General features: G+C 48.2%; 21 protein-coding genes. 6 read left to right on the top strand and 15 right to left on the bottom strand.

Annotation, left to right across the window (positions count from 1 at the left end):
- Nucleotides 1–50: 50 nt before the first annotated feature.
- From VV1_RS06275 to crp, 3 genes are all read left to right on the top strand, one after another.
- On the top strand, nt 51–263 hold the full coding sequence (locus VV1_RS06275; protein WP_011079299.1) for a YheU family protein: 213 nt from the start codon (nt 51–53) through the stop codon (nt 261–263).
- Nucleotides 264–391: 128 nt separating this feature from the next.
- Nucleotides 392–1,261, top strand: coding sequence for a phosphoribulokinase (locus tag VV1_RS06270; protein WP_011079298.1), 870 nt, complete (start codon nt 392–394; stop codon nt 1,259–1,261).
- Nucleotides 1,262–1,503: 242 nt separating this feature from the next.
- Nucleotides 1,504–2,136: a cAMP-activated global transcriptional regulator CRP gene (gene crp, locus VV1_RS06265; protein ID WP_011079297.1), complete on the top strand. Its 633-nt coding sequence runs from the start codon at nt 1,504–1,506 to the stop codon at nt 2,134–2,136.
- 210 nt (nt 2,137–2,346) lie between these two features.
- Here crp and VV1_RS06260 read toward each other — a convergent pair whose 3' ends face one another.
- The 11 genes from VV1_RS06260 to rnr all read right to left on the bottom strand — a co-directional run bounded on the left by VV1_RS06260 (nt 2,347) and on the right by rnr (nt 18,257).
- Nucleotides 2,347–3,138, bottom strand: a complete 792-nt coding sequence (locus VV1_RS06260; RefSeq protein WP_011079296.1) for a DUF1338 domain-containing protein — start codon at nt 3,136–3,138, stop codon at nt 2,347–2,349.
- 212 nt (nt 3,139–3,350) lie between these two features.
- Complete coding sequence (gene astD, locus VV1_RS06255) at nt 3,351–4,808, bottom strand: succinylglutamate-semialdehyde dehydrogenase (protein WP_043920934.1); 1,458 nt, start codon at nt 4,806–4,808, stop codon at nt 3,351–3,353.
- Nucleotides 4,809–4,825: 17 nt separating this feature from the next.
- Nucleotides 4,826–5,845 carry an arginine N-succinyltransferase gene (gene astA / locus VV1_RS06250; RefSeq protein WP_011079294.1) on the bottom strand — a complete coding sequence of 340 codons (1,020 nt, stop codon included), beginning with the start codon at nt 5,843–5,845 and terminating at the stop codon, nt 4,826–4,828.
- 235 nt (nt 5,846–6,080) lie between these two features.
- Complete coding sequence (locus VV1_RS06245) at nt 6,081–7,292, bottom strand: aspartate aminotransferase family protein (protein WP_011079293.1); 1,212 nt, start codon at nt 7,290–7,292, stop codon at nt 6,081–6,083.
- Nucleotides 7,293–7,642: 350 nt separating this feature from the next.
- Nucleotides 7,643–8,221, bottom strand: a complete 579-nt coding sequence (locus tag VV1_RS06240; protein WP_011079292.1) for an aminodeoxychorismate/anthranilate synthase component II — start codon at nt 8,219–8,221, stop codon at nt 7,643–7,645.
- A gap of 142 nt (nt 8,222–8,363) precedes the next feature.
- Complete coding sequence (locus VV1_RS06235; RefSeq protein ID WP_011079291.1) at nt 8,364–11,504, bottom strand: ExeM/NucH family extracellular endonuclease; 3,141 nt, start codon at nt 11,502–11,504, stop codon at nt 8,364–8,366.
- A gap of 23 nt (nt 11,505–11,527) precedes the next feature.
- Nucleotides 11,528–12,619 carry a porin gene (locus VV1_RS06230; protein WP_043877340.1) on the bottom strand — a complete coding sequence of 364 codons (1,092 nt, stop codon included), beginning with the start codon at nt 12,617–12,619 and terminating at the stop codon, nt 11,528–11,530.
- Between the two features lie 470 nt (nt 12,620–13,089).
- Nucleotides 13,090–14,106, bottom strand: coding sequence for a tryptophan--tRNA ligase (trpS, locus tag VV1_RS06225; protein WP_011079289.1), 1,017 nt, complete (start codon nt 14,104–14,106; stop codon nt 13,090–13,092).
- A 135-nt stretch (nt 14,107–14,241) separates the two neighbouring features.
- Nucleotides 14,242–14,928 carry a phosphoglycolate phosphatase gene (locus tag VV1_RS06220; RefSeq protein WP_043920933.1) on the bottom strand — a complete coding sequence of 229 codons (687 nt, stop codon included), beginning with the start codon at nt 14,926–14,928 and terminating at the stop codon, nt 14,242–14,244.
- A 94-nt stretch (nt 14,929–15,022) separates the two neighbouring features.
- Nucleotides 15,023–15,766 (bottom strand): 23S rRNA (guanosine(2251)-2'-O)-methyltransferase RlmB, encoded by a 744-nt coding sequence (gene rlmB, locus VV1_RS06215; RefSeq protein ID WP_011079287.1) that lies wholly within the window; start codon nt 15,764–15,766, stop codon nt 15,023–15,025.
- Between the two features lie 37 nt (nt 15,767–15,803).
- On the bottom strand, nt 15,804–18,257 hold the full coding sequence (gene rnr / locus VV1_RS06210) for a ribonuclease R (protein WP_011079286.1): 2,454 nt from the start codon (nt 18,255–18,257) through the stop codon (nt 15,804–15,806).
- Between the two features lie 250 nt (nt 18,258–18,507).
- Here rnr and VV1_RS06205 point away from each other — a divergent pair, with 250 nt between their 5' ends.
- Nucleotides 18,508–19,914 carry an amidohydrolase gene (locus tag VV1_RS06205; RefSeq protein ID WP_013570995.1) on the top strand — a complete coding sequence of 469 codons (1,407 nt, stop codon included), beginning with the start codon at nt 18,508–18,510 and terminating at the stop codon, nt 19,912–19,914.
- 63 nt (nt 19,915–19,977) lie between these two features.
- Here VV1_RS06205 and nsrR read toward each other — a convergent pair whose 3' ends face one another.
- The gene (nsrR, locus tag VV1_RS06200) at nt 19,978–20,403 is read right to left on the bottom strand and encodes a nitric oxide-sensing transcriptional repressor NsrR (protein WP_011079284.1); all 426 of its coding nucleotides are present in this window, start codon (nt 20,401–20,403) and stop codon (nt 19,978–19,980) included.
- A gap of 130 nt (nt 20,404–20,533) precedes the next feature.
- Here nsrR and hmpA point away from each other — a divergent pair, with 130 nt between their 5' ends.
- Nucleotides 20,534–21,718, top strand: a complete 1,185-nt coding sequence (hmpA, locus tag VV1_RS06195; RefSeq protein WP_011079283.1) for an NO-inducible flavohemoprotein — start codon at nt 20,534–20,536, stop codon at nt 21,716–21,718.
- Nucleotides 21,719–21,822: 104 nt separating this feature from the next.
- Here the strand turns inward: hmpA and motX are convergent, their stop codons facing one another.
- The gene (gene motX / locus VV1_RS06190; protein ID WP_011079282.1) at nt 21,823–22,458 is read right to left on the bottom strand and encodes a flagellar protein MotX; all 636 of its coding nucleotides are present in this window, start codon (nt 22,456–22,458) and stop codon (nt 21,823–21,825) included.
- Between the two features lie 234 nt (nt 22,459–22,692).
- Entirely contained in the window at nt 22,693–24,009 is a 1,317-nt protein-coding gene (locus VV1_RS06185; protein ID WP_011079281.1) for an adenylosuccinate synthase, read from the bottom strand.
- Nucleotides 24,010–24,182: 173 nt separating this feature from the next.
- Between VV1_RS06185 and VV1_RS06180 the strand changes: the two genes are divergently transcribed.
- Nucleotides 24,183–24,368 (top strand): DUF2065 domain-containing protein, encoded by a 186-nt coding sequence (locus tag VV1_RS06180; protein ID WP_011079280.1) that lies wholly within the window; start codon nt 24,183–24,185, stop codon nt 24,366–24,368.
- Between the two features lie 80 nt (nt 24,369–24,448).
- Here VV1_RS06180 and hflC read toward each other — a convergent pair whose 3' ends face one another.
- A complete protein-coding gene (gene hflC, locus VV1_RS06175) occupies nt 24,449–25,429 on the bottom strand; it encodes a protease modulator HflC (protein ID WP_011079279.1) in 981 nt (326 codons plus the stop codon).

Raw genomic sequence — 25,429 nt, 5'->3', positions numbered from 1 at the left:
CCCCTGTCGGCCGACAAATCCACTCACGAGCATAGAATAAAGAGGTATTTATGATCGTTCCATGGCAACAAATCAGCCCTGAGGCACTGAGCAATTTGATTCGCGAGTTTGTCCTGCGTGAAGGCACCGATTACGGTGAAAGTGAATACTCACTAGAAGAAAAAATCGCACAAGTACAGCAGCAACTGGAATGCGGTGAAGCGGTGGTGGTTTTCTCTGAGTTACACGAAACCGTGGATATTCAGTTAAAACAAAAATTCTAGCTGCGCCACACTTTACCGAATCCTATCCCATGACAAGCAAAGTGAACGTGCTATAGTGGGACAAACGATTGCTCCGCGGGAGGCCGATTCCCGCTCAACAGGTAAGTTTGAATACGACAAGGTCTGTCATGTCTGCAAAACACCCAATAATAGCCGTCACAGGTTCATCCGGTGCCGGCACCACCACCACCTCCGAAGCTTTCCGCAAGATGTTCAATATGATGAGCATCAAGCCCGCATGGGTCGAAGGGGATAGCTTCCACCGTTTTACCCGTCCAGAGATGGACGTCGAAATTCGCAAGGCAAAAGAACAAGGCCGTCATATCAGCTATTTTGGCCCTCAAGCCAACGATTTCCCAGCTCTAGGCGAATTTTTCCGCCAATACGGTAAATCTGGCACTGGTGAAGTGCGCCGCTATCTGCACACGTTTGACGAAGCGGTACCCTATAACCAAATGCCCGGCACTTTTACCCCATGGCAAAAGCTACCGGAAAATACCGATGTGCTGTTTTATGAAGGACTGCACGGTGGCGTGGTGGATGGCGAAGTGAATGTCGCGCAACACGTCGATTTCTTGATAGGCATGGTGCCGATCGTCAACTTAGAGTGGATACAGAAATACGTGCGAGATACCCGAGATCGCGGCCATTCACGCGAGGCCGTGATGGATTCGATTGTGCGCTCAATGGATGACTATCTGAATTACATCACACCGCAATTTTCTCGTACTCACATCAACTTTCAGCGAGTTCCAACGGTCGACACCTCCAATCCGCTCAACGCCAAAGGCATCCCAAGCCTTGATGAAAGCTTTGTGGTGATTCGTCTTAGAGGAATCAAAAACGTTGATTTTCCATACCTACTGGCGATGATCGATGGCTCGTTCATGTCACGCCACAACACCCTTGTGGTGCCGGGAGGAAAAATGAGTTTTGCTATGGAATTAATTGTGCAGCCTATCCTGCAACAATTGATTGAAACGGGCAAAATTGGATAAAAACTCAGCACGGAGAGCGATTACTTTTCATACCGTGATCATGTGCACAGTTTTGCTTAAAAAATCCGATACTCGGCACGATTAAAATCAAGAAATCGTTTTCGAAAAAGGATACTATTTCAAACCGAAACACAAGATAGCTTGCAGCCTTAGTTAACAGCTCTTATTCTAGGAAGCCAAGATTAAGGCTTCGCTAAAATATGGATAGCGGCAAGCGTACCCTGCAGAGGAAGTGAGATATTATGGTTCTAGGTAAACCTCAAACCGATCCAACACTAGAGTGGTTTCTTTCACACTGTCATATTCATAAGTACCCATCAAAAAGCACGCTCATTCATGCGGGCGAAAAAGCAGAAACGCTTTACTACATCGTAAAAGGTTCTGTGGCGGTACTAATTAAGGATGAAGAAGGTAAAGAAATGATCCTTTCTTACCTAAATCAAGGTGACTTTATTGGTGAACTAGGCCTGTTCGAAGAAGGTCAAGAGCGTACCGCATGGGTTCGTGCAAAATCACCTTGTGAAGTCGCAGAAATCTCATTCAAGAAATTCCGTCAGCTCATTCAGGTCAACCCTGACATCCTGATGCGTCTATCTGCTCAGATGGCAAGCCGTCTGCAAGTAACCAGCCAAAAAGTGGGTGACTTAGCATTCCTAGACGTAACTGGTCGTATCGCTCAGACGCTATTGAATCTGGCTAAACAACCAGATGCGATGACGCACCCAGATGGCATGCAGATCAAGATCACTCGTCAAGAAATCGGTCAAATCGTTGGCTGTTCTCGTGAGACAGTAGGTCGTATCTTGAAGATGCTCGAAGAGCAGAACCTGATTTCTGCACACGGCAAGACTATCGTTGTTTACGGTACTCGTTAATTTCCATTAACGATGAACAATTTCAAAAGCCACTCATGGCAACATGAGTGGCTTTTTTGTTTCACAGAGACAGGTATTGGAAGTCAAGAGCACTACGCTTCAGCAGCAAACTTCCTCCTTCGAGACTAAACCCTCTCAGATTTCGAGTGTTAAAATCTCTCACAGCAAAGCATTCTCGAACCTTCAGGGCGCAGCCCGTTCTCGATTCTGTTAACCATTAGTGCTTTCGAAAATCTTATCGGCAGACGCTTCCACAAACCCTGGGTAAAGCTCACCATTGTCCATCGGGTAACGCTTGGCGAATTCGTAGAAACCACCAGGTACGATCTCACTGCCCTCGCTAAAGTGCACCGCCACTTTGTCGGCCATGGTCGAGGATTGCTCGAGCAACACCTCAGGTGAGCCTTTGACTTCACCACCCACTTCGTTAATGACAAAGCCTGCGTTGCGTAAGTGATCATTCACGCCTTTGACCGAGTCCAACGCCTTGAGCTGATTGACACTGACGGTAAAGTGATTGGCACCATAGCCATGAGCCGCCAGCCAAGACGCGTATTCACTTTCTTTTGCTAGGGTTTGGTAATCAACAAACGACAGATCCCATAAACGACCACCGTGTAAAAATGCACTGTCTTCTAGACGTGAAGCGTCGACTTGCGCCACCAATTTTTCGACGATGGCTTGTAACGCCTCCGAGCATTCATCCACTTTTAGTGCGCTGATAAACACTTTAGGTTGGGTCGGGTCGGGATGCTCAAAGTGCTTGGCAATCAACTTTTTGCTCTTAAACAGGTAATCACCACACGCCACATAGCCGAGCTCTAGAAATGGCTTGGCTAGCGTCTCGATACCCAGCGGAGCAACATTAAATGTGCGCAAAGCGATGTGGTCGTTGATCAATGGCTCATCTTCTTCTAGCAGTTGATGAACTTTTGCAGCGGAAGGACACAAACGTTGAATATAGTCATTCCATAGCGATTGAAAGAGAACAGCTGGCGTCATAACGCCTCCTTGTTGTTGTAGATTCACGTTGTCGGTTATAGCGTAAATGGAAAAATGGCGATGGCGGTTGCTGTCCAGAGTGCAACCGACATCGCCATCAACCTGTGACGGCGATGACCGAGGTGTAAAAAACCTCACTTATAGTTGGGCCACAGTGACTCAGGCTCGATCCCACTGCACCCTTGGGCGACTAACACGCCCTTATTATTATTTTACAGTTCGACGCCTGGGCTTAACGTTGCAGGGAGTGATGTCTCCTCCCCTTCCATCGAAGCCATTGGATAGGCACAGTAATCCGCGGCGTAGTACGCACTTGGGCGCAAGTTGCCCGACGCACCGGGGCCACCAAACGGAGCATCACCACTCGCGCCCGTTAGCTGACGGTTACGATTGACGATGCCAGCACGAATATGATCAACGAAATATTGCCACTCACCATCATCAGTTGACACCAAACCAGCCGATAAACCAAAGCGGGTATCATTGGCGAGCTCAACCGCTTGCTCTAGTGTTTGATAACGCACCACTTGCAGCAATGGGCCAAAGTATTCTTCGTCGGGCAACTCAGCAATGTTGGTGACATCGATAATACCCGGCGTGACAAATGCCGCCTCACCCGCTTTGGCTTCAATCAAGCTCTCTCCACCAAGCGATTGCAGGTTAGCTTGCGCCGCCAAAATGAAGTTTGCAGCAGCCACCGAAATCTGTGGTCCCATGAAGGGAGCAGGTTCTGCAAATGGCTGATCAACACGCAACTTCTTGGTCGCTTCGACCAAGCGGGTGATCAGTGCATCGCCTTTCTCACCCAATGGGATGTAGAGACGACGTGCACAGGTACAACGCTGCCCGGCACTGATAAAAGCCGATTGGATAATGGTGTAGACGGTGGCATCAAGATCGCCATAGTGATCGGTGATCACCATAGGGTTGTTGCCGCCCATCTCAAGTGCCAGCATCTTGCCCGGCTGACCAGCAAACTGGCGATGCAATAAATGACCTGTGTTGGCACTTCCCGTAAACAGCAAACCATCGATGCCTTTCGATTCCGCCAAAGCAATGCCCGTTTCCTTGCCACCTTGTACCAGGTTGATCACCCCTTGAGGCAGGCCTGCAGCTTGCCACAGCTTCATGGCAAGCTCGCCCGTCCACGGGGTTTGCTCAGAAGGTTTAAACACCACAGTGTTACCGGCTAGTAGCGCAGGCACAATGTGACCATTGGGTAAATGACCCGGGAAGTTATACGGGCCAAAGACCGCCATCACACCAAGCGGGCGGTGACGCAAAACAATCTGGTTGCCTGCGGCTTCTTTTTGCGACTCGCCGGTACGCTCATGGTACGCACGAATCGAAATGGCGATTTTACCCGCCATGGCCGCCGCTTCAGTGCGCGTTTCCCAAAGCGGCTTGCCGGTTTCTTTGGCGATCACTTGGGCGATCTCTTCACTGTTCTCTTTCACTTGCTCAGCAAAGGCCAACACCACCGCCTCTCGCTCGGCAACGGACAATGTTTTCCAGCCAACAAACGCTTGGCGCGCTGCTTTCACCGCCATCTCCACTTGTTCCGCCGTGGCTCCCTTGCCACGCCAAACAACCTGATTGTCATACGGGGAGAGAGAGGTAAACTCTTCACCTAAACCTTCGACCCATTCACCTGCAATCCACTGTGTCATCATCTCTTCCTTTCTGTTTACTGCGGCAACATGCGTACGTAGTGACCATCTTCAACGTTCAACGCTTCGGCGACGGCTGGAGATAAAATCACGCTTGATGTTGCTGGGTCATACGCTGCTTTGGCGGCAGTCGCACGAAAATCCTCAAATGAAGTATTGGCAATTAAGAACGCTTTTGAGCTCGAATGCTCACTGATCCGCACTTTCGCACGTACGGAATGGCGCACCGATTCAATATTGCGCAAATCGCATTCCACCGTTGGACCACCATCGAAAATGTCGACATAACCGCGGTTGGTAAACCCTTCTCTTTCCAACAACTTCAACGCAGGTCTTGTGTTGTCATGCACTTGACCAATCACCGCTTGCGCCTCTGGGCTGAGCAGGTTGATGTAGATCGGCAGCTTTGGCATTAAATCGGCAATAAAACCTTTCTTACCGATACCCGTAAGGTAATCCGCCATGGTGAAATCGATTGAGAAAAAGTGCTCTTGCAACCACTGCCAAAATGGCGAATTGCCTTGCGCATCAGAAACACCGCGCATTTCGGCAAAAATGGTTTGAGAGAAACGGTGTGGATGCTCTGCCATCATCAGAAAACGGCACTTAGACATCAGGCGACCATTCAAACCTTGACGAAACTTCTCGCGCAAAAATAGGGTACAAATTTCGCTACAACCGGTGTAGTTATTGCCAAAGGTCAGCAGTTTCACGACATTGTTAACGCCTAATTTCGGCGATGAGTGAACAATCTTGCTGATGTGATACGAGTAAAACGGCACATCCCAGCCAATTGAGGCTTCGATACCTGTAGTTCCCGCAACCTCACCCGTTTCACTGTCAAAACCGACCATCAGATAGCCTTCGTCACCGGGTTCGGTCACATTGGCTTTGGCAAAACTGTATTCAGAATGTTTGATTCGATTGGTTAACAACTCTTCGTTAACCGGTAGAGAAGTGAATCCATGCCCTGACTCAACAGCGCAGGTGTGCAAAGATTCATAGTCCGACATTGCAATAGGGCGAACAACTAGCATCAATACTCCCTCCAGATGCACATACCCAAACGAATTGACGTTGCAGGTAGGCGGTAAGTGAGTTCATCCCCATCAGCATAGATAGACTATGTGATTAGGGGAACGAGCATAGCCAACGCGCCTGCAACTTCAAATAGTAAGGGGATAGAAGGCCCTAGGTTCTATGCGTTAGCTCCTAGGAAAGGCATCGAACATTCACCCGCTTCCATGGGTGAATGTTCGGCATAAGCAGCGCTTAGACTAGAGAAGCGATCGCTTTGTCTAGCTTCGCGAAACCTTCTTCGATTTCTTGTTTAGTAATGACCAGTGAAGGTGTGAAACGCACCACGTTTGCGCCCGCCACCAACACTAATAAACCTTCTTTGCCTGCAGCTACCAACACATCACGAGCACGGCCTTTCCATTGTTCATTCAGTGCAGCACCAAGCAATAATCCCTTACCACGGATTTCAGCGAAGATTTGGTATTTCTCATTCAGTTTAGCTAATCCTTCACGGAACCACTGTTCACGTTCTTTCACGCCTTGTAGCGTTTCAGGTTTAGACACTTCTGTGACCACAGCCTCTGCCACGGCACAAGCCAATGGGTTACCGCCATAGGTTGAACCATGCGTGCCCACTTTTAGGTGTTCAGCCAGTTTCGCTGTGGTGAGCATAGCGCCGATAGGGAAACCACCACCAAGCGATTTTGCCGTGCTGAGAATATCGGGCGTGACGCCCAGACCTTGGTAAGCATAGAACTCGCCCGTACGGCCATTGCCCGTTTGCACTTCATCAAATACCAGCAGCGCATTGTGTTTGTCACACAGTTCACGCACGGCTTGAATGAATTCCGCTGTTGGTGGAATGATGCCGCCTTCGCCTTGTAACGGTTCCATCATGACCGCACAGGTACGGTCTGAAATGTGTGCTTGCAGTGCTTCAATATCGTTGTAAGGAAGGTGAGTAACGTCGCCCGGTTTCGGACCAAAACCATCCGAGTACGCCGCCTGACCACCCACCGTCACGGTGAAGAAAGTACGTCCGTGGAAACCTTGTTTAAACGCGATGATTTCTGATTTTTCTGGGCCATAAACATCTGCGGCATAACGGCGCGCCAGTTTCAGTGCGGCTTCGTTGGCTTCCGCGCCTGAGTTGGCAAAGAACACACGTTCAGCAAAGCTCACTTCGGTCAGTTTTTTTGCCAAACGCAACGCTGGCTCATTGGTCATAACGTTGCTCAAATGCCAAAGCTTACCCGCTTGCTCTGTCAGTGCGTTCACCATCACTGGGTGACAATGACCTAAACAGCTCACCGCAATACCACCAGCAAAGTCGATATACTCGTTACCGTTTTGGTCCCAAATTCGAGAGCCCTGCCCTTTAACTGGAATCATCTCCATTGGGTTGTAACAAGGCACCATCACCTCATCGAACAATCCACGCTCTACTTTCATTTCCACTGTCATTACACATTCCCTCTCGATACCGCAGCAGATAGCGAATTACACCGACTTTCACTGTTCGGCAAATATTGTCTTGCATTTACGCTGATGCGGCATTGTATTTACAATTAATTAACGATTTCAATAGTGATTTATTCTTTTTGGTTCGGGGTGCAAATCCTGATAGTCACTATTAATGACTATTTATGCATCAAGTTGGTAAATTATTGAAGCACTTTTTTAAAAAGTGCAGAAGCTTGCTGATGTGGTAAGAAAAATGAAAACAGAATGCAGAACGGCGCGAATAGTTTTTCACTCATCGCAAAAGCAAAAAAAGATGAAGAAAATGTTAAGAAAGGTGATCGCGATCAGGATTAGCGCGCTAGAAAGTTCGCTAGTAACTGATGTCCTTGCTCAGTTTTGATCGACTCTGGGTGAAACTGAACCGCATCAATCGCCAGTGTTTTGTGCTGATAGCCCATGATTTCGTCCATGCTGCCATCGGCATGAGTTGTCCATGCGGTGAGCTCAAAACACGCTGGTAGCGAGCCATTTTCCACCACAAGTGAGTGGTAACGCGTCACGGTCAGTGGATTGTTCAACCCTTTGAAGACGCTTCGGCCATTGTGCGTAATAGGCGAGGTTTTGCCGTGCATCACTTGTCTGGCTCGCACCACTTTCGCACCAAATACTTGCGCGATCGCTTGATGGCCTAAACACACCCCCAATATCGGCAGTTTACCGGCAAAGTGCTCAATCGCAGCCAGCGAAATCCCCGCTTCGTTTGGCGTACAAGGCCCAGGAGAGATCACCAGGTGTGTGGGGTTTAGTTGTGCGATACCCGCCAGATCAATCTCATCATTACGTACCACTTGCACCTGTGCGCCCAGTTCACAAAAGTACTGGTAAAGGTTGTAAGTAAACGAATCGTAATTATCGATGATCAATAGCATTGGAAAACAACAACTCACTCAAAGATGAACGGATAGATAAGGGCGGTATTTTGCAGCACCAGTCGCGAAAGGCAAGCCTTTTGACCGATAGAACAAAAATAAGGCCAGCAAATTGCTGGCCTTAAGGGTTTACACTTTATGCTTATAGCGAACGGCGGCGACGTAAGAAACCAAAACCGAACAGTGATAGCAGCGCACCGAAGCCAAATGCACCACCAGAACCATCATAGGCAGGTACAACTGGTTTGACGTTGCTTGAATCACGCTTCGCAACAGTAACCGTCATCGATTTGCTTTCTACCACCGTTTCATCTGCCGCTGCGCGAGTTGCTGCTGAGCGAAGCACACGCATAGTCATGGTGTATTCACCTTTTGGCAAACCAGCCACATCGAAGCGTAGTGTCTGAGCACCATCTTTACCGACAGTTTCACGCAGAGGAACCACACCTTGTGGCGCTGGCGAAATGGTGAGCTCAGCCACGTCGCCGTTCTTCACGCTTTCTGATACAGGGAAGTAAACGTCAGCACGATCACTCTTAGTGCCGATCACCACTTGGCTTTCACCCGCTTCACCGTATTTATAACCAATGGTCACAAGCGCTGAATCGTGGTCTGAAGAGCGGAACGCATCTGCTTTGTAGAATGGGTTCGCTTCATTCAAATCACCGCCTTTGTACTTGTTCGAATAGTCAAACAGCGTTGATTCTGGCGCATTGATGTGCCAATCGACGGCGTCCACAAGACGTGATTTCAACGAGGAGGTGATCAACAGGTGATCGAGTGAGCCCACTTCGTCATTGTAAGAGTAGCTCCAAGAGGTCTCACCTGCTGGCGTCTTGTAGTCAACGGCATTGATAAAACCAAAGGTTTGAGTAATGACAGGACCTTGCTCACCGTTGAACTGCCACTTATTACCCACTTTGATGTAATCCGCTGCTTTTAGTGCTTTTTTCGTCGGGTTACTCGTTAGCACCAGCATTGGATCTTCATGTGCGTAAGAGTTCATGTCGCCGAGAACGATCTGGTCACCACCAATCTTCGCCATTTCCTGACCTAGATGGTAAGTCGAAGCCACACGGAAGTTTTCACACGAGCCTTGCGCATCATCATCGACCGCTTTGGTACCAACGTAATCATCCCAACAGGTTGAGCCTTTTGATTTCAAGTGGTTCACTGAAACGGTTAGCTGTTTACCTGTATTGAGCACGCGGAAGGTCGCGGCAACGGTGTTACGCTGATAGTTTTTACCGCTTTCAGCCAACTCACCTTTACCATCAACTACTGGCTTGCCGTCTGCATCGACGATCATTGGCGCGTCCTGCCAAGGCATTGGGATCACTTTACCGGCGATCACTGACACTTTCGATGGGCGGTAAATGATGCCCGTGGTGATCGCATCCGATCCGATCGTATCAAACTGATCCAGCACTTGGTCGCCGTTTTTATCAAACCCGACAAAGACGTAACGGTTGTGGATCGACTCACGCGCAAAACGATCTTTGTAGTTTTCTTTGTAGTACTTCGCGTTGATCGCTTCTAGCAGTTCACGAATCGCCGAGAAATCACCAAAACCGTTGTTTTCCACTTCCATCAAGCCAACGATGTCCGCATCCAAGCCGTAGATCGCTTCGACGATTTTCGCTTGTTGGCGCTCAAACTCTTGCTGAGACTCTGCACCACGGTTGTCACCAAACTGGTTGTCATGACCACCGTATGGCGAGTTGAAGTAGTTCAACACGTTTTGCGTCGCGACTTTGATGGTAAAGCCATCATCCCCGTACGACTCTTTAATCACTGGCGACGATGTGCGTGGTGTGTTGTGAACAAAATTCGCTTTCGTCACATTGGCTGTTGGGATCAAACGGAACTCATTGTATGAGTAGTGAAGTACCCCAGTCATGCCTACAACGGAATCGTTAATACGGATGTAGTTGTTGTGTGGATCGCTAGCGAACTCTGGGTAGTATGGGATCTTACCATCGGCTGGTTTTTCATCCGATTCCACCACAATGCGGTAATCTTTGTTTTGCGCGGTTTGCGCCTTCGCGGCATCGCTGCCCGCTACATGGTCTTGGTTTGGTTGCGGGTTTGGACGCTTATAAGCGATGACCATATTGTTGCGCTTCGCACTGTAGTCAAAGCTAAACGTACGTGATACACGCATATCCTGGTTGCCTTCCGCGGCATCCATATCTTCCACCAGCACCACTGGCATCGCTTCAAGACGCTCTAGCGTTGAACGGAATGTTTCATCGTCGCTATCGATACGCTCCAGTTTTACCGGTGTCACTGCAACAGGTGTGCTGTTTTTCACTTCCCAAATATTGCCCGTTGGCAGCAACGTGGTCATACCGTAGTCTTCATTGACCTTAGCGCGCACACAAATCTGCTGGCCGATCATATCTTTACTTACCGCGCCCGATGTTTTCACAAAAACACCGTCCGATGTTTTCACGTTGCCATCGGCATTGTCATCGTACAGATAAAAACCTTTAACCAACGAAGTGGCCACAGCACTGACCACACCCGTGACAAGATATTCGTCTTTTGAGGTATAGCCCGATTCAATCAAAGGAGAGGAGTAAGCTTCACCTTGCACTTCGCCGATGGTTTTGTGGCTAACTGTGCCCTCTGCATCAGTACAAGGCAGATTTGCTGGAGGAGGAGGAAGTGGCTCATCGTTCACATCCGTTGGATGCCCTAAACCACCAAAGGCATTGATGCTCAGTTTCTCCCACTCCGCCTCTTGGTAAGTCGTAGATGGTTTAGATCCTGACTTACGGCGCATGGTTTGATCAGCCCAGATCTTGTCGCCACTATGTCCATAGTTACCAAAAATATCTTTAACGCCAGAAGCATCAGAGCCAACACCTAGCCAAACCGCATCATCACCATTAAAATTCATTGCTGAATGCTGAACTTGATCGTAAGTACCAGCGACAACAAGAGCATCCTTACCACCGAGGCGCTCTACGTACTGGCGAAGTTCTGTACTTGAATCACCATTCACAACCACGATACTTTTTCCTGGTGCTAAAGTGATGCCTTCAAGTACATTCTGACCTTTTGAATTCTTGATAACATTTTTATAAGACGAATAATACAGTGATAGCGTGCCATCAAAAGTGTAATTGCTTGTACCAATATTACTGATTTCTACCGCTTTGTTGCTCGCTGAACCTTCAACATACTCAGTGATGATGATGTCATTAATATCTGCCAGCGCTGCGCCACTTAACACGCTACTAATCGCACCAGCAAGCAAAGTCATTTTTTTGTTCATTTCCCTAAATCCTCTCTGACCGATTAGAAGTACACACGTGCGTATGCATACGCATCTTGTGCCGCTTCACCCGTGTTCATTTCCAATGCAATCACGGTTGACTTGGTTGGTTTGTAGTTCACACCCAAGGTGCCCCAAACTCGCTCTTTACCCCAGCTGTTGTCTTTACCATCCCAAACATCGCTGGTGTTATCCCACTTCTCGTACTGCTCGAAGTTGTACGATGCAGTGAACTCCCACTGAGGGGTAAAGATGTACTTAGCCGACACAAGCGCACCTTTGTTTTCTTCCGTTTGGAAATTGTTGTAAACGTAGCTTCTCTCACCTGTTGTCGGATCGGTTGAGACCAAGGTTTTATCTTGAGCAATGTCTTCTTTCTCAAGGAAGGCGTTAAAGCCTAAATGGATCGCCTCTGTTACCGCAAAGCGCGCACCAAAACCAAGCAGCTGCTGTTCACCGTATTTCGACTTACCATCAGAGCCACCACGGCCTTCTAGACCAACAACCGCAGAGAAGCGCTCACCAAAGTAACCCAAGTAACCATTGACGATATCGCCTAGCTCAGAGCCCGATGACGATTTACCACCGTAGGTGTATGACGCCCCCACTTTGATGTCCGAGAAGAATCGACCTTCGTATTTGATGGTCATATCTTGGTCACCCGCTTCACCAGTTTCTACCGTGGTATCAAACGTGAAGTCACCCCATTTGTCGTAGTCGTCAAACGCGGTATCGGTTAAGCCCACTTCGATGTATTGGTTGAAATCATTGCTTTCCAGCAAGTCATAGCCGAGGAACAATTTATCGATGCTCAGGACTAAATCACCCGATCCGTATTGCCAGTTTTCGCGCTCATAATCCAACTCTAAGCGGTAGTGCATTCGGCCATTCTTGCCACGCACACCCATGGTTGCGAAAGAGTCATCAATGTAGCTTTTCTCGTCGGTGTAAAACTCACCATACTCAAAGTTCGCACCAATGTGGCCACCCACGCCGACTTCACCATACAGCTTGAGATAGTCTCCGTTCTCATTTTCGTAGATGGTGGCGGCTTGCGCTGCGGACGCCATCAATAGCGAGGAGATCGCCATTGCCACTGCATTTCGTTTCAACATTGCTATTTCCTTGTATCTCGATATCCAATTTGGGAATTTGTTTGTATCGGTTAAACAGGGCTCTGTTATTTCAGTGATTGGCCAACGAAATAGATATCGGTCAAATTTTGGGCGCACAAAGCCAGTCACCTTATCTGAAGGCAACAACGGTTAGGGTTTAACCAGCACATTAATAAACTAGAGTAATGTCTCTATTTGGTGAAAAAAGAAAAGTGAGATGCAGTCTAAATGCGAAATGTTTCACAATTATAAAACTATTAATATGGGCTGATTTATATTTTCAACAGATAAAAGAATCAATATAAATAATATGAAATGAATTTAAATAAATTAGAGCTACAACTCAGTTGTAATTATTGAGATGTGATATGAAATTTAGCTTATATTAGCAATGTATAAATTAGTGGATTTATAATAATAAAAAAGGTCGCCTAACGGCGACCTCAAAATAGTCAAAAAATATGTCCGAATTAAGGGCGACCAACAAAGCCAACCACTTCGTATACTTTCTTTAGCGTTTCCGCTGCGCGTGCTGATGCTTTGTCTGCCCCTTGGCGCATCACCTCATTCATGTAGCCACGATCTTCACGAATACGGTGATATTCCGCTTGAATCGGCTCAAGCATCGACACCAATGCTTCACCGACATCCTTCTTGAATGGACCATACATTTCTACGCCTTGGTACTTGGCTTCAATCTCTTCAAAGCTCATACCAGTGGCCGCAGAGTACAGTCCCATCAGGTTGGAAATGCCCGCTTTATTGTCCCAATCATGGGCAATGCGTGGCGGCGTTTCGGTATCGGTTTGCGCTTTGTTGATCTTTTTGATGATCGATTTCGGGTCTTCAAGCAGAGTGATCACGTTCTTACGGTTATCATCCGATTTCGACATCTTCTTCGTCGCATCCTGTAGGCTCATAACACGCGCGTTCACCGTTGGAATGTACGGCTCAGGAATGGTGAAAATTGGGTTTTCTGGTGAATAGATGTTGTTGAAACGTGTCGCGATATCGCGAGCCAGTTCTAGGTGCTGCTTCTGATCGCTGCCCACGGGTACTTGATGTGCACCGTAAAGGAGGATGTCTGCCGCCATCAACACTGGGTAACCAAACAAACCAACGTTAACATCGTTGGCGTAACGGGCTGATTTGTCTTTGAACTGAGTCATACGGCTCAATTCACCCATTTGGGTATAACAGTTAAGAAGCCAACCAAGTTGAGCATGTTCTGGTACATGTGACTGAACAAATAGCGTGCTCTTCTTCGGATCAACACCAACTGCGAGACAAATGGCCAATGCGTCGAGGGTCGCTTCATGCAGCGCTTTCGGATCTTGACGAACCGTAATCGCATGAAGGTCTACCACACAGTATTGGCAATCATAGTCGTCTTGCATCTGTTGCCATTGACGTAGAGCACCCAAGTAGTTACCGATACTTAGTTCACCTGACGGTTGAACACCACTCAATACGATGGGTTTGCTCATGGGGATGATTCCTTTGACTTCTTAATCTAAATAAATGAAAAACCGTGCAGACTCAGCGCACGGTTTTCTCAGTGTACTCATTAGCGAGTATTTTTCTAGTGGTTTTCACCGCATTGAGCGGAGACGAATCGCACTTCAAGCAGAAACGAGCACCACATCAAGCAATTGCGCCAAGCTATCGGCAACGAAATCCGGCTCAGAGGCGGCAATAGGTTCGCCATGGTTGTAGCCATAGGTCAAACCAAACGAGGCACAACCAGCATTTTTTGCTGCCAGAATATCGTTCTTAGAGTCGCCCACCATCAACATCTCGGTTGGCTGAATCTGATGTTTTTCCATGAGCCAATTGAGTGCGATTGGGTTGGGTTTCTTCTCTGGGAATGAATCACCACCGAGCACATCGACAAAGTAATCAGCGATGCCGTGCTGCTGCAACACATCCGGAACAAACTTGCTGGGTTTGTTGGTCACCAACGCCAAGGTGAAGCCCGCTTGGTGCAGCTCTTTCAGCGTTTCTTTCACCGTTGGGTAGAGGTGGCTAAGCTTATGACCAGTTTGCTGATAGAAATCATCAAACAGCTCACGCGCCTGAGCTCTCAATTCATCACTCAACTCTGGGTTGATGGTTAAGCTTTGGCTCAAGGCACGACCAATCAGAATGTCTGCGCCATTACCGACGTAATCACGAACTTGCAACTCGGTTACTCCCGGAAAACCGACTGCACGTGTCGCTTGATCCGCCGCAACGGCCAAATCTGGCACGCTGTCTAGCAAGGTGCCATCAAGGTCGAAGGCGATTAATTTTATCTCTTGTTGAGTCATCACTACTTGGCTCACTAAACTTGGCTCACTAAAAACAAAGGATGGTCATTGCCATCCTTGTGTTCAATTTCATCCGCTCACTATACCGAAGTGGTTATTGTGATGCCAGTCTCTGACGCACCGCTTCAAACAAACAGATGCCAGAGGCCACGGAAACATTGAGGCTAGAAACCGCCCCTGCCATTGGGATTTTGATCAAGTCATCGCAGGTTTCACGGGTTAAACGGCGCATGCCATCCCCTTCTGCACCCATCACAATGGCCAAAGAGCCCGTCAGCTTCGCTTGATAGATATCGTGCGTTGCTTCACCCGCCGTACCCACAATCCAAATACCTTGCTCTTGCAGATGACGCATGGTGCGCGCCAAGTTGGTCACGCGCACCAAAGGCACCGTTTCGGCTGCGCCACACGCCACTTTACTGACGGTCGCGGTCATCGGTGCTGACTTGTCTTTCGGTACAATTACCGCCGCCACACCCGCAGCATCGGCATTACGCAAACATGCGCCAAGGTTGTGTGGGTCGGTCACCCCATCCAAAATCAACAACAGTGGCGAAGCGTGCTTGGCCAAAATGTCATCCAGATCGTTCTCATTCAGCTGCTTGGCCGGTTTTACCCGTGCAATGATGCCCTGATGGTTTGCGCCGTGCGCTTTGTCATCCAAGGTTTTGCGTGTCATCTGTTGCAGTGACACGCCCACCATTTGCAGCTCGTTGAGGATCGGCATCAGTCTGTCATCCTGACGCCCTTTTAGCACATAGGCTTCAATAAAACGCTCTGGCTCTTTGTCCAGAACGGCTCTTACAGCATGAATGCCGTAAATAAATTCATTACTCATGAGTTAACCTGTTTACTCGTAGAAGATACCGGACCGATTACTCCGCCGCGTTTTTACTGCGCTTGGCTTTCTTCGGTTTACTGTGTGGTTTTTTCTTCTGCGCTTTTTTCACTTTCTTTTTCTTGCCGTCTTTTTCTTCCGGACGCTTGGTCGGTTCGACGACAGGTTCGTGACGCATTGGCGCTTTCGATGCTCGAGCGACACCTTTTTTCTTCGCTTTGGCTTTCTCTTTCGCTTCCGCGACGCGCTTCTTCGCGGTTTTGCCTTCGCCGCGTAGCTTACGGCTTGTTCCCACCAATTCAAAGTCAATTTGCTTATCATTTAAGTTCACCGCCAGCACTTTCACTTTGACGGCGTCGCCTAAACGGTAAATGTGACCAAAGCTTTCACCGATAAGTCGTTGACCAATCGGATCAAATTGATAGTAGTCATTGGCCAGCGTCGAAATGTGCACCAAACCATCGATGTGCAATTCCGTCAGACGAACAAAGAAACCAAAACTGGTGACATTGGCAATCACCCCATCAAGTTCGTCACCCACGTGATCTTGCATGTATTCACATTTGAGCCAATCGGCAACATCGCGTGTGGCGTCATCGGCGCGACGCTCGGTCATTGAACACTGCTCGCCATAGAAATCCATGTCATCAAATGAATAGTGGTAACCACCCGTTGGCGTCCAGCGATCTTGATTTTGGCCTTTCTCTTTAGCGATCAGATATTTGATCGCACGATGCAACAACAGATCCGGATAACGACGAATCGGCGAGGTGAAATGCGCGTAGCGCTGCAAGGCCAAACCAAAGTGGCCGGCATTATCTGCGTTGTACACCGCTTGCTTCATTGAGCGCAGCAACATGGTCTGGATCAGCTCTTTATCGGCACGTTCGCCAATTTGCTTCACCAAATCCGCATAATCTGTCGGTGATGGCTCCAAGCCCCCTTTCAGATCTAAGCCTAACTCGCCCAAGAAATCGCGGAAGCCTTGCAGACGAAGTTCTCCTGGCGATTCGTGAATACGATAGAGCGCAGGCTCTTTGGCTTTTTCCACCAGCGAGGCAGACGCAATGTTGGCCATGATCATACATTCTTCGATGATCTTGTGTGCATCATTACGAATCACAGGCTCAATACGGTCGATCTTACGTTCGGCGTTAAAGATGAACTTGGTTTCCACGGTTTCAAATTCAATCGCCCCGCGCTGATCACGCGCTTCTTTGAGCACCTTGTACATCGCATGCAACTCTTCAAGGTGTGGCACCAGTGGCGCGTAACGCTCACGCAGCTCTTCATCCCCTTCAAGGATTTGGCTTACTTTGGTGTAAGTCAAGCGGGCGTGGGAATTCATCACCGCTTCATAGTGCTTGTAACCTGACAGCTTACCGCTATCTGAAATGGTCATTTCGCACACCATACACAAGCGATCCACTTGAGGATTCAACGAACAGAGGCCATTGGACAGCACTTCTGGCAACATAGGAACGACTTGTGATGGGAAATAAACCGAGTTACCGCGGTTGATCGCTTCTTTGTCGAGCGCCGAGTCAGGGCGAACGTAGTAGCTCACATCCGCAATCGCCACCCATAAGCGCCAGCCGCCGCTTTTTTTCTTCTCACAGTAAACCGCGTCATCAAAGTCACGAGCGTCCTCACCATCGATGGTGACCAACGGCAGTTGACGTAAGTCCACGCGACCAACCTTCGCTTCTTCAGGCACTTCTTCGCCTAAGTTCGCGATCTGTTTATCGACTTCTTCCGGCCACTCATGAGGGATTTGGTGTGTACGAATGGCAATTTGCGTTTCCATACCCGGCGCCATATTTTCGCCCAACACTTCCACCACTTTGCCCATCATGCCACGTGAGCGAGCACCACGATCGGTGATTTCAATCACCACCACGTTGCCCATGCGAGCGCCCGCTTTGTGCTCATTTGGGATGAGAATGTCATGACTAATGCGTGAATCATCCGGCACCACATAGGAATAGCCATACTCAAGGAAAAAACGCCCAACGATTTGCGCTTTGCGCTCGTCCAACACACGCACTAAACGCCCTTCCCTGCGGCCGCGCTTGCTGTTGTCCGTCGGTTGCACTAAAACGAAATCGCCATGAATCAAGGTTTTCATCTGGTGATGAGGCAGCAGAATGTCATCGTCTTTGTTCACGCTGCCTTCTGGTCTAACCCAACCGTGGCCGTCTTTGTGACCAATCACGTACCCTTTAATCATTTCCAATTTTTCAGGTAAGGCATAGCATTGACGACGAGTAAAGACGAGCTGCCCATCGCGCTCCATTGCACGCAAACGGCGTCTTAGCCCTTCATATTGATCTTCGTCTTTTAACTGCAGTGCTTCGAACAAATCATTGCGATTCATCGGTACGCCAGCTTGTTCGAGAAACTCTAAAATAAACTCACGACTTGGAATGGGATTTTCGTAATTTTCTGATTCACGATCGGCAAAAGGATCGTTTTGAATAACGTCTGACATAGGCACGCCTATTTAGCAAGGAAGGTATGGTTGTAGTATATCTGACTCTGCTCATAAGCTACAGCCACGCGTCGCAGTTTCAGCAAATTAACACTTATTTTTCATAGTTTTTCATCATTCTTCTGATTCGTTTACATCTCCGTGCCAAGATCACAGAAGTATGCAAACCAAAGAGCAAACGTTTGCAATTCATCATGAATCTCTTACTATCGCGGCAAACTATACCGATGCCTGTTCCAAGGAAAATAGAATGCTGAAACGTAACGTAATTGCTGCTGCCATCGCAGGCATGAGCCTGTTTTCGTCCATGAGTTATGCCGCACAACCTGCGGATCTTATGATCACCGATGCCATGATCCTCACCATGAACAAAGACAAAGTGGTGTATCAAAACGGCACTGTAGTGGTAAAAGAGAACAAAATCATCGCGGTGGGTGATGCGGATGTGGCAAAGCAGTATCAAGCAAAACAAGTGCTTGATGTCGATGGCGATATCGTAATGCCGGGTTTAATCAACACGCACACGCATGTGTCGATGACGGTATTTCGCTCATTAGGTGACGATGTGCCTGACCGCCTGCATCGCTACATTTTCCCATTAGAAGCCAAACTGGTGTCACGCGATATGGTGCGCATCGGCGCAAATTTGGGGAACGTTGAAATGCTCAAAGGCGGCGTAACGACCTACGCAGACATGTATTACTTCGAAGACGAAGTGGCGAAAACGGTCGACCAAATTGGTATGCGTGCCGTGCTTGGCCAGAGTGTGATTCAGTTTCCTGTCGCCGATGCCAAAAACGCAGATGAAGGCATTCAATACGCTCTGAACTTTATCGACCAATACCAAGATCACCCAAGAATTACCCCAGCGTTTGCACCGCACGCGCCCTACACTAACACCACAGAAACGCTACAGAAAATTGCGAAGCTCTCGCTAGAAAAGAACGTGCCTGTTTTGATTCACTTAGCCGAATCCACCCGTGAGCAAGAAAAGATTGCTGAACGATCAAACGGTTTATCACCGGTGCAGTACATGCATCAAATCGGCGCATTGAATGCCAACCTCGTCGGCGCTCACATGATTTTGGTCGACGACAAAGACATTGAGTTAGTGAAGCAGGCCGATATGGGCGTGGCTCATAACATGAGTGCCAACATTAAGTCCGCCAAAGGTGTCGCCCCAGCCCTCAAGATGTACGACGAAAACGTGCGTATTGGTTTGGGTACCGATGGTCCAATGTCGGGCAACACGCTGAGCACCATTGATGAATTCAACCAAGTGGCGAAAGTACACAAACTGGTCAATCACGATCGTGCAGCCATGCCACCACTCAAAGTGATCGATATGGCGACCATGGGCGCAGCAAAAGCACTGCATATGGAAGATAAAATCGGTTCTCTTGAAGTCGGCAAACTAGCGGACATCATCGTTATCGATACCAAAGCGCCAAATATGGTCCCCGTTTACAACCCATACTCTGCTTTGGTTTACTCAGCCAACAGCGGCAATGTGCGCCATGCCATTGTTGATGGCAAGCTGATCATGCAAGAGCGCCAAATCAACACGGTGAATGAGGAACAAATTCGCCAAGAAGCACTGGCCTTTACCGACATCGTTCGCAAAACCGTGCTCGACTCGGGCGAAGAGATTCGCTAACTCCGCGACGTTCTGCAGCAACAGTGTGCTCTATCTTTGGATAGGGCATACTGGCAACGCCAGTTAGGCTTTTTGCAGCAAGATCAGGAGCTCTGCGTTGTCATCCAACAGCTCAGCGATCGAGCAATCATCCAACTCCGCCAAAAAGGCCAGCTTCGCGCGATATAAGCGCTCCTTCAAACGGCATGCGGGTGTAATATGGCAAAACTCCACCGAGCAATTGACAAGATCCAACGGCTCCAAATCTCGCACAACCTCTCCAACTAAAATCGTCTTCGCCGGGCGATTCAAGCGGATCCCACCATTTTTTCCTCTTACGGTTTGAATGTAGTTTAACTGCCCCAAACGGTTGATCACCTTGACCATATGGTTGCGTGAAACACCAAATAGCTCAGTCACATCGGTGATATTGGTCTGTTCATTATCCGGCAACGACGCGAGATAAATCAGGGTGCGCAAGGCGTAATCAGTAAAGCTCGTCAGTTGCATGGTGGGCTCCTCTCTGGTGAAGAAAGTCTAAAACTTTTCTTGATTGAAAGATACATTTGAGATACAACTTTAAACATGCATTACAGATGCAACTTAAAATTAAACAAATAATCCTAATAGGAAGCCCGCTATGCTCAGCGAAAACACCATTAACATTGTAAAATCGACCGCCCCCCTGTTGGCCGAAACAGGACCAAAACTGACCGCCCATTTCTACCAACGTATGTTTGAGCACAATCCTGAACTCAAAGATATCTTTAACATGAGCAACCAACGCAATGGTGACCAACGAGAAGCGTTGTTCAACGCCATCTGCGCCTACGCCAGCAACATTGACAATCTGCCTGCACTCTTAGGCGCGGTAGAAAAAATCGCTCACAAGCACTCCAGCTTTCTGATCACTGCCGATCAATATCAAATTGTCGGCGGTCACTTGCTGGCAACCATTGATGAACTTTTCTCTCCGGGGCAAGCTGTGCTCGATGCCTGGGCTGAAGCTTATGGTGTGCTGGCGAATGTCTTCATTCAGCGAGAAGAGCAAATTTATCAAGACAACCAATCGCAAACCGGCGGCTGGCGTGGCTTGCGAGAGTTTGAACTGGTCGAAAAACAATACGAGAGTGCGCACATCTGTAGCTTTGTCTTTAAGCCCGTCGATGGTGGCTCTGTCGTTAGCTTCAAACCAGGGCAATATTTAGGGATTTACATCAACGATGAGCAGTTTGAAAATCAAGAAATTCGCCAATACAGCTTGTCATCCTCTGTACGTCCTGATTGCTATCGCATTTCAGTGAAACGTGAAGAAGGCGGCCGAGTCTCTAACTATCTGCACGATCATCTCGACGTTGGCAGCAAAGTCAAACTCGCGGCGCCTGCCGGTGACTTTTTCCTTGATGCCGCGCCAACGGCACCAGTCGTGCTTATCTCTGCGGGTGTCGGCCTCACGCCAACACTTTCTATGCTTGAAAGCCTAACCGAGCATCAAGCGCCGGTGACTTGGATTCATGCAACTGAAAATGGCCAACAACACGCATTTAAACAACACGTCAAACAATTGGTTGAAACGCATCCGCATTTCAATTCGTTAGTTTGGTACAACCAACCAAACTCAGACGATAAAATCGGTGACGATTTCCAGTTCAGTGGATGGGTGAACCTGCATGAGATTGAAACCGTCCTCAAACAGGCTGATGTACAAGTGTACTTCTGTGGCCCTGTTGGCTTTATGCAGTTTATAGCCAAACAATTGCTTGAGATGGGAGTGCCTGAACAACAGTTCCATTACGAATGTTTTGGCCCACACAAAGTGGTTTAGTACTAGAGTGCGACAAGGTTCGTTGAACTCAACCACACAAGACACAAAAGCCCACCGAGTTGGTGGGCTTTGGCATTCAAAGAGAGAAGAGTGATGACAAGGTATTACCAGAACGTATCTCGCCTTTTCGCTCGGGCGATAATATTCTCTGGCATGCGCTGCTCTAAACCTTGGCGCAGCATTGAAATTCGTTGGTGCTGACGTTGGTCAGCAGTGACTGAGTTGTAGAGCCAGCGATAGGCATCTTCGTAATCCAAAGGGCTGCCATAATCACGCAGCAACAGTTCAGCAAGATGGATACGCGCATTGAGGTTACCCATGGCCGCCGCTTCGCGAAGGTAGGGAATCGCTCTTTCTTTGTCTTGCTGCACTAAGGTACCACGTGAATAGTAGCGCCCCAGTTGCTCTAACGCTGCCGGTAGCCCTTGGTGGGCTGCGTTTTCCATGTAGTAGAGCCCGAGTTCAACATCTTGCTCTACACACACACCCCACGCCAGCATATCACCATAAAGGAACTCGTACGCAGGTAGGTTAATTCTCGTTGCCCGCGCCACGATATCTTCCACCAGCTGGCAATTATCCGCGCGCACACGCTCAAGGTGCTTATTTTGCTCAATCAGCTTAATAAGCTCTGCTTCGGTATAAATCGGTACGGGCGCTCCGACTTCTGCGACATTCGCTTTAGAAAAAGGAGCACTCAACACCAACAGCAGCGAAGCAGCTACTGTTCGTAATCTCATATTCATCACTCTTTAATGTTTATCCTCAGCCAACGCGTCTCTTTGAAATCACAGGCTTGATAACATTATCGGCAAAAGACCGCTTAGCTTTAGACAAAAATTGCCGCTTATCGGCAATAGCTTGCCACAGCTAGTATAGTTTTTCACCAGCTTGAGTGCAGTGGAAAATGACTCCCATTAGAGAATACAAAAAACCGGCCAAGAGGCCGGTTTCGTTGTCATCTGAGTTCGCGATTAAGATTCGAATGGATGAACCTTAACGATCGTTTCGTTACGATCTGGGCCTGTAGAGATGATATCTACTGGCACGCCAGTCAACTCTTCAATACGCTTGATGTAGTTGATCGCCGCTTGTGGTAGATCTTCTAGAGACTTGGCCCCGAAGGTGTTCTCAGACCAACCTGGCATGGTTTCGTAGATTGGCGTCACTTTCTCAAACGCTTCTGCCGCCATTGGAGAAACTTCTAGAACAGAACCGTCTTCCATCTGATAACCAGTACAGATTTTCAGTTCTTTCAAACCATCTAGAACATCAAGTTTGGTTAGACAGAAACCAGAAACAGAGTTGATTTGGATTGCGCGGCGCATTGCCACAGCGTCAAACCAACCAGTACGACGTAGACGACCCGTTGTTGCACCAAACTCGTGGCCAACAGTACCTAGGTGTTTACCCACTGGATCTTGCTTTTCTTGACCATCGTAAAGCTCAGTCGGGAATGGACCAGCACCTACGCGAGTACAGTAAGCTTTTGCGATACCAAGGATATAGCCAAGGTAACGAGGACCAAAACCAGAACCTGCTGCAACACCACCAGCGGTTGTGTTAGAAGAGGTTACGTATGGGTAAGTACCGTGGTCGATATCTAGCAGAGTACCTTGAGCACCTTCGAACATGATCTTATCGCCACGCTTGCGTGCTGCATCTAGTTCGTCAGTAACATCAATCACCATTGAAGTCAGTAGCTCAGCATAGCCTCTCGCTTGCTCAAGCACTTCTTCGTAGCTTACTGCTTCTGCTTTGTAGAAGTTCACTAGCTGGAAGTTATGGAATTCCATTACTTCTTTTAGTTTTTCTGCAAACGCTTCCATATCGAATAGGTCGCCAACACGTAGACCGCGGCGAGCCACTTTATCTTCGTATGCAGGACCAATACCACGGCCTGTTGTACCGATAGCTTTTTTACCGCGAGCAATTTCGCGAGCTTGGTCCATAGCAACATGGTAAGGAAGAATGAGAGGACAAGCTTCAGAAATGAATAGGCGTTCGCGAACTGGAATACCGCGCTCCTCAAGAGGTTTCATTTCTTTAATTAGCGCTTCAGGTGAAAGTACTACACCGTTACCGATAACACATTTTACGTTATCGCGTAGGATACCTGATGGAATTAAGTGAAGAACGGTTTTAACACCGTCGATTACTAGTGTATGACCAGCATTATGACCGCCTTGGTAGCGAACCACATACTTTGCATCTTCAGTCAAAAGGTCAACGATTTTACCTTTACCTTCGTCACCCCATTGGGTGCCCAGAACGACTACGTTATTTGCCATCTTTCCAAGTCTGATTGATAGTTAAAAAAGGATTCTAGCACCGAATTACGCATCTTGCAGTCATTTTTTGTGCACAGCGATCCCTTCCGTTCAGTCATTCCTCAGCACGGCCACTTTTGCCACCATCATATCACTGATAATATTTCACTTTATTTTCACTGCGGATTTATGCAATGTCGAACTCACTTTGGGTGGCGCTTGGGCTGGTACTGATTGTGGAAGGATTGGGGCCATTGCTGGCTCCGAGAGGGTGGCGAAATATGGTAGCACAGTTAAGTGAGCAACCCGATAATCAGTTACGCCGCATTGGAGGCTGCCTTGTCGTGGCTGGTGCGGTTATCGCTTACATGATGAGTTAAATTTATCCCTTAATACGCCAGTTTTAGACAAGAAAAAAGGCTCCAACGGAGCCTTTTCATCAAAACACAAGGTCACCGTGTTAGTTTGCTGCGGCGCCTTTTGCGTTGTTCATATACTGGAAGAACTCACTCTTTGGATCCAACACAAGAATATCGCTCTTAGTGCCAAATGACTTCTCATACGCTTTCAATGAGCGCATGAAGCTAAAGAACTCAGGATCTTTGTTGTAAGAATCAGAGTAAATCTTCGCTGCTTTAGCATCCGCTTCACCACGTGTGACACGCGCTGTTTTGTCCGCTTCAGCTAGAATAGTCGCCACTTCTAGCTCAGCTTGAGCACGGATAACTTCCGCTTTCTCACGACCTTGAGAACGGTGCTTACGCGCAACTGACTCACGCTCTGCACGCATACGACGGTAGATAGATTCACTGATTTCATCCGGAAGATTGATTTTCTTCATACGGAAGTCCACCACGTGAACCCCCAAGTCTTTCATGGCACTTTCACGCGTATCCTTCAATACATTCGACATGATCAGGTCACGTTCACCATCGATCTCCAGAGCTTGACGCGCCGCTTCAGTGCTCACTTCCGCGCTGGTCACGCTTTCTGGCAACACATCGCCGTTACGCGGACCAGACACAATCTGTTTGATCTCACGAGCACCGATTTCTGCACGTAAAATATCGGTCACTTTACGCTCAAGTAACGCTTCTGCGGTTAGCGTATTGCCACCGCCCGTTGCAAGATAGTAGCGGCCGAAATCTTCAATACGCCATTTCACATACGAATCGATGATGACGTCTTTTTTCTCTGACGTCACAAAACGGTCTGAACGTCCGTCCATTGTCTGAATACGTGCATCTAATGTTCTCACACGATCAAACAACGGCATTTTGAAATGCAAACCAGGTTCGTAAACTCGGGTAACGTCATTGGTATCTTTGAGTACTCGACCAAAACGAACCACAATACCACGCTCACCTTCTGGGATGACAAACAACGACATTAATAGGGTTGCAAGTACAAGAACCAGTACAGGGATCATTAACTTACGCAT

It is taken from the genome of Vibrio vulnificus CMCP6, from assembly GCF_000039765.1.
GTDB classification, from domain to species: Bacteria; Pseudomonadota; Gammaproteobacteria; order Enterobacterales; family Vibrionaceae; genus Vibrio; species Vibrio vulnificus_B.
Note: the sequence above shows the minus strand (reverse complement) of the source record. Positions and strands in the feature narration are given on the sequence as shown.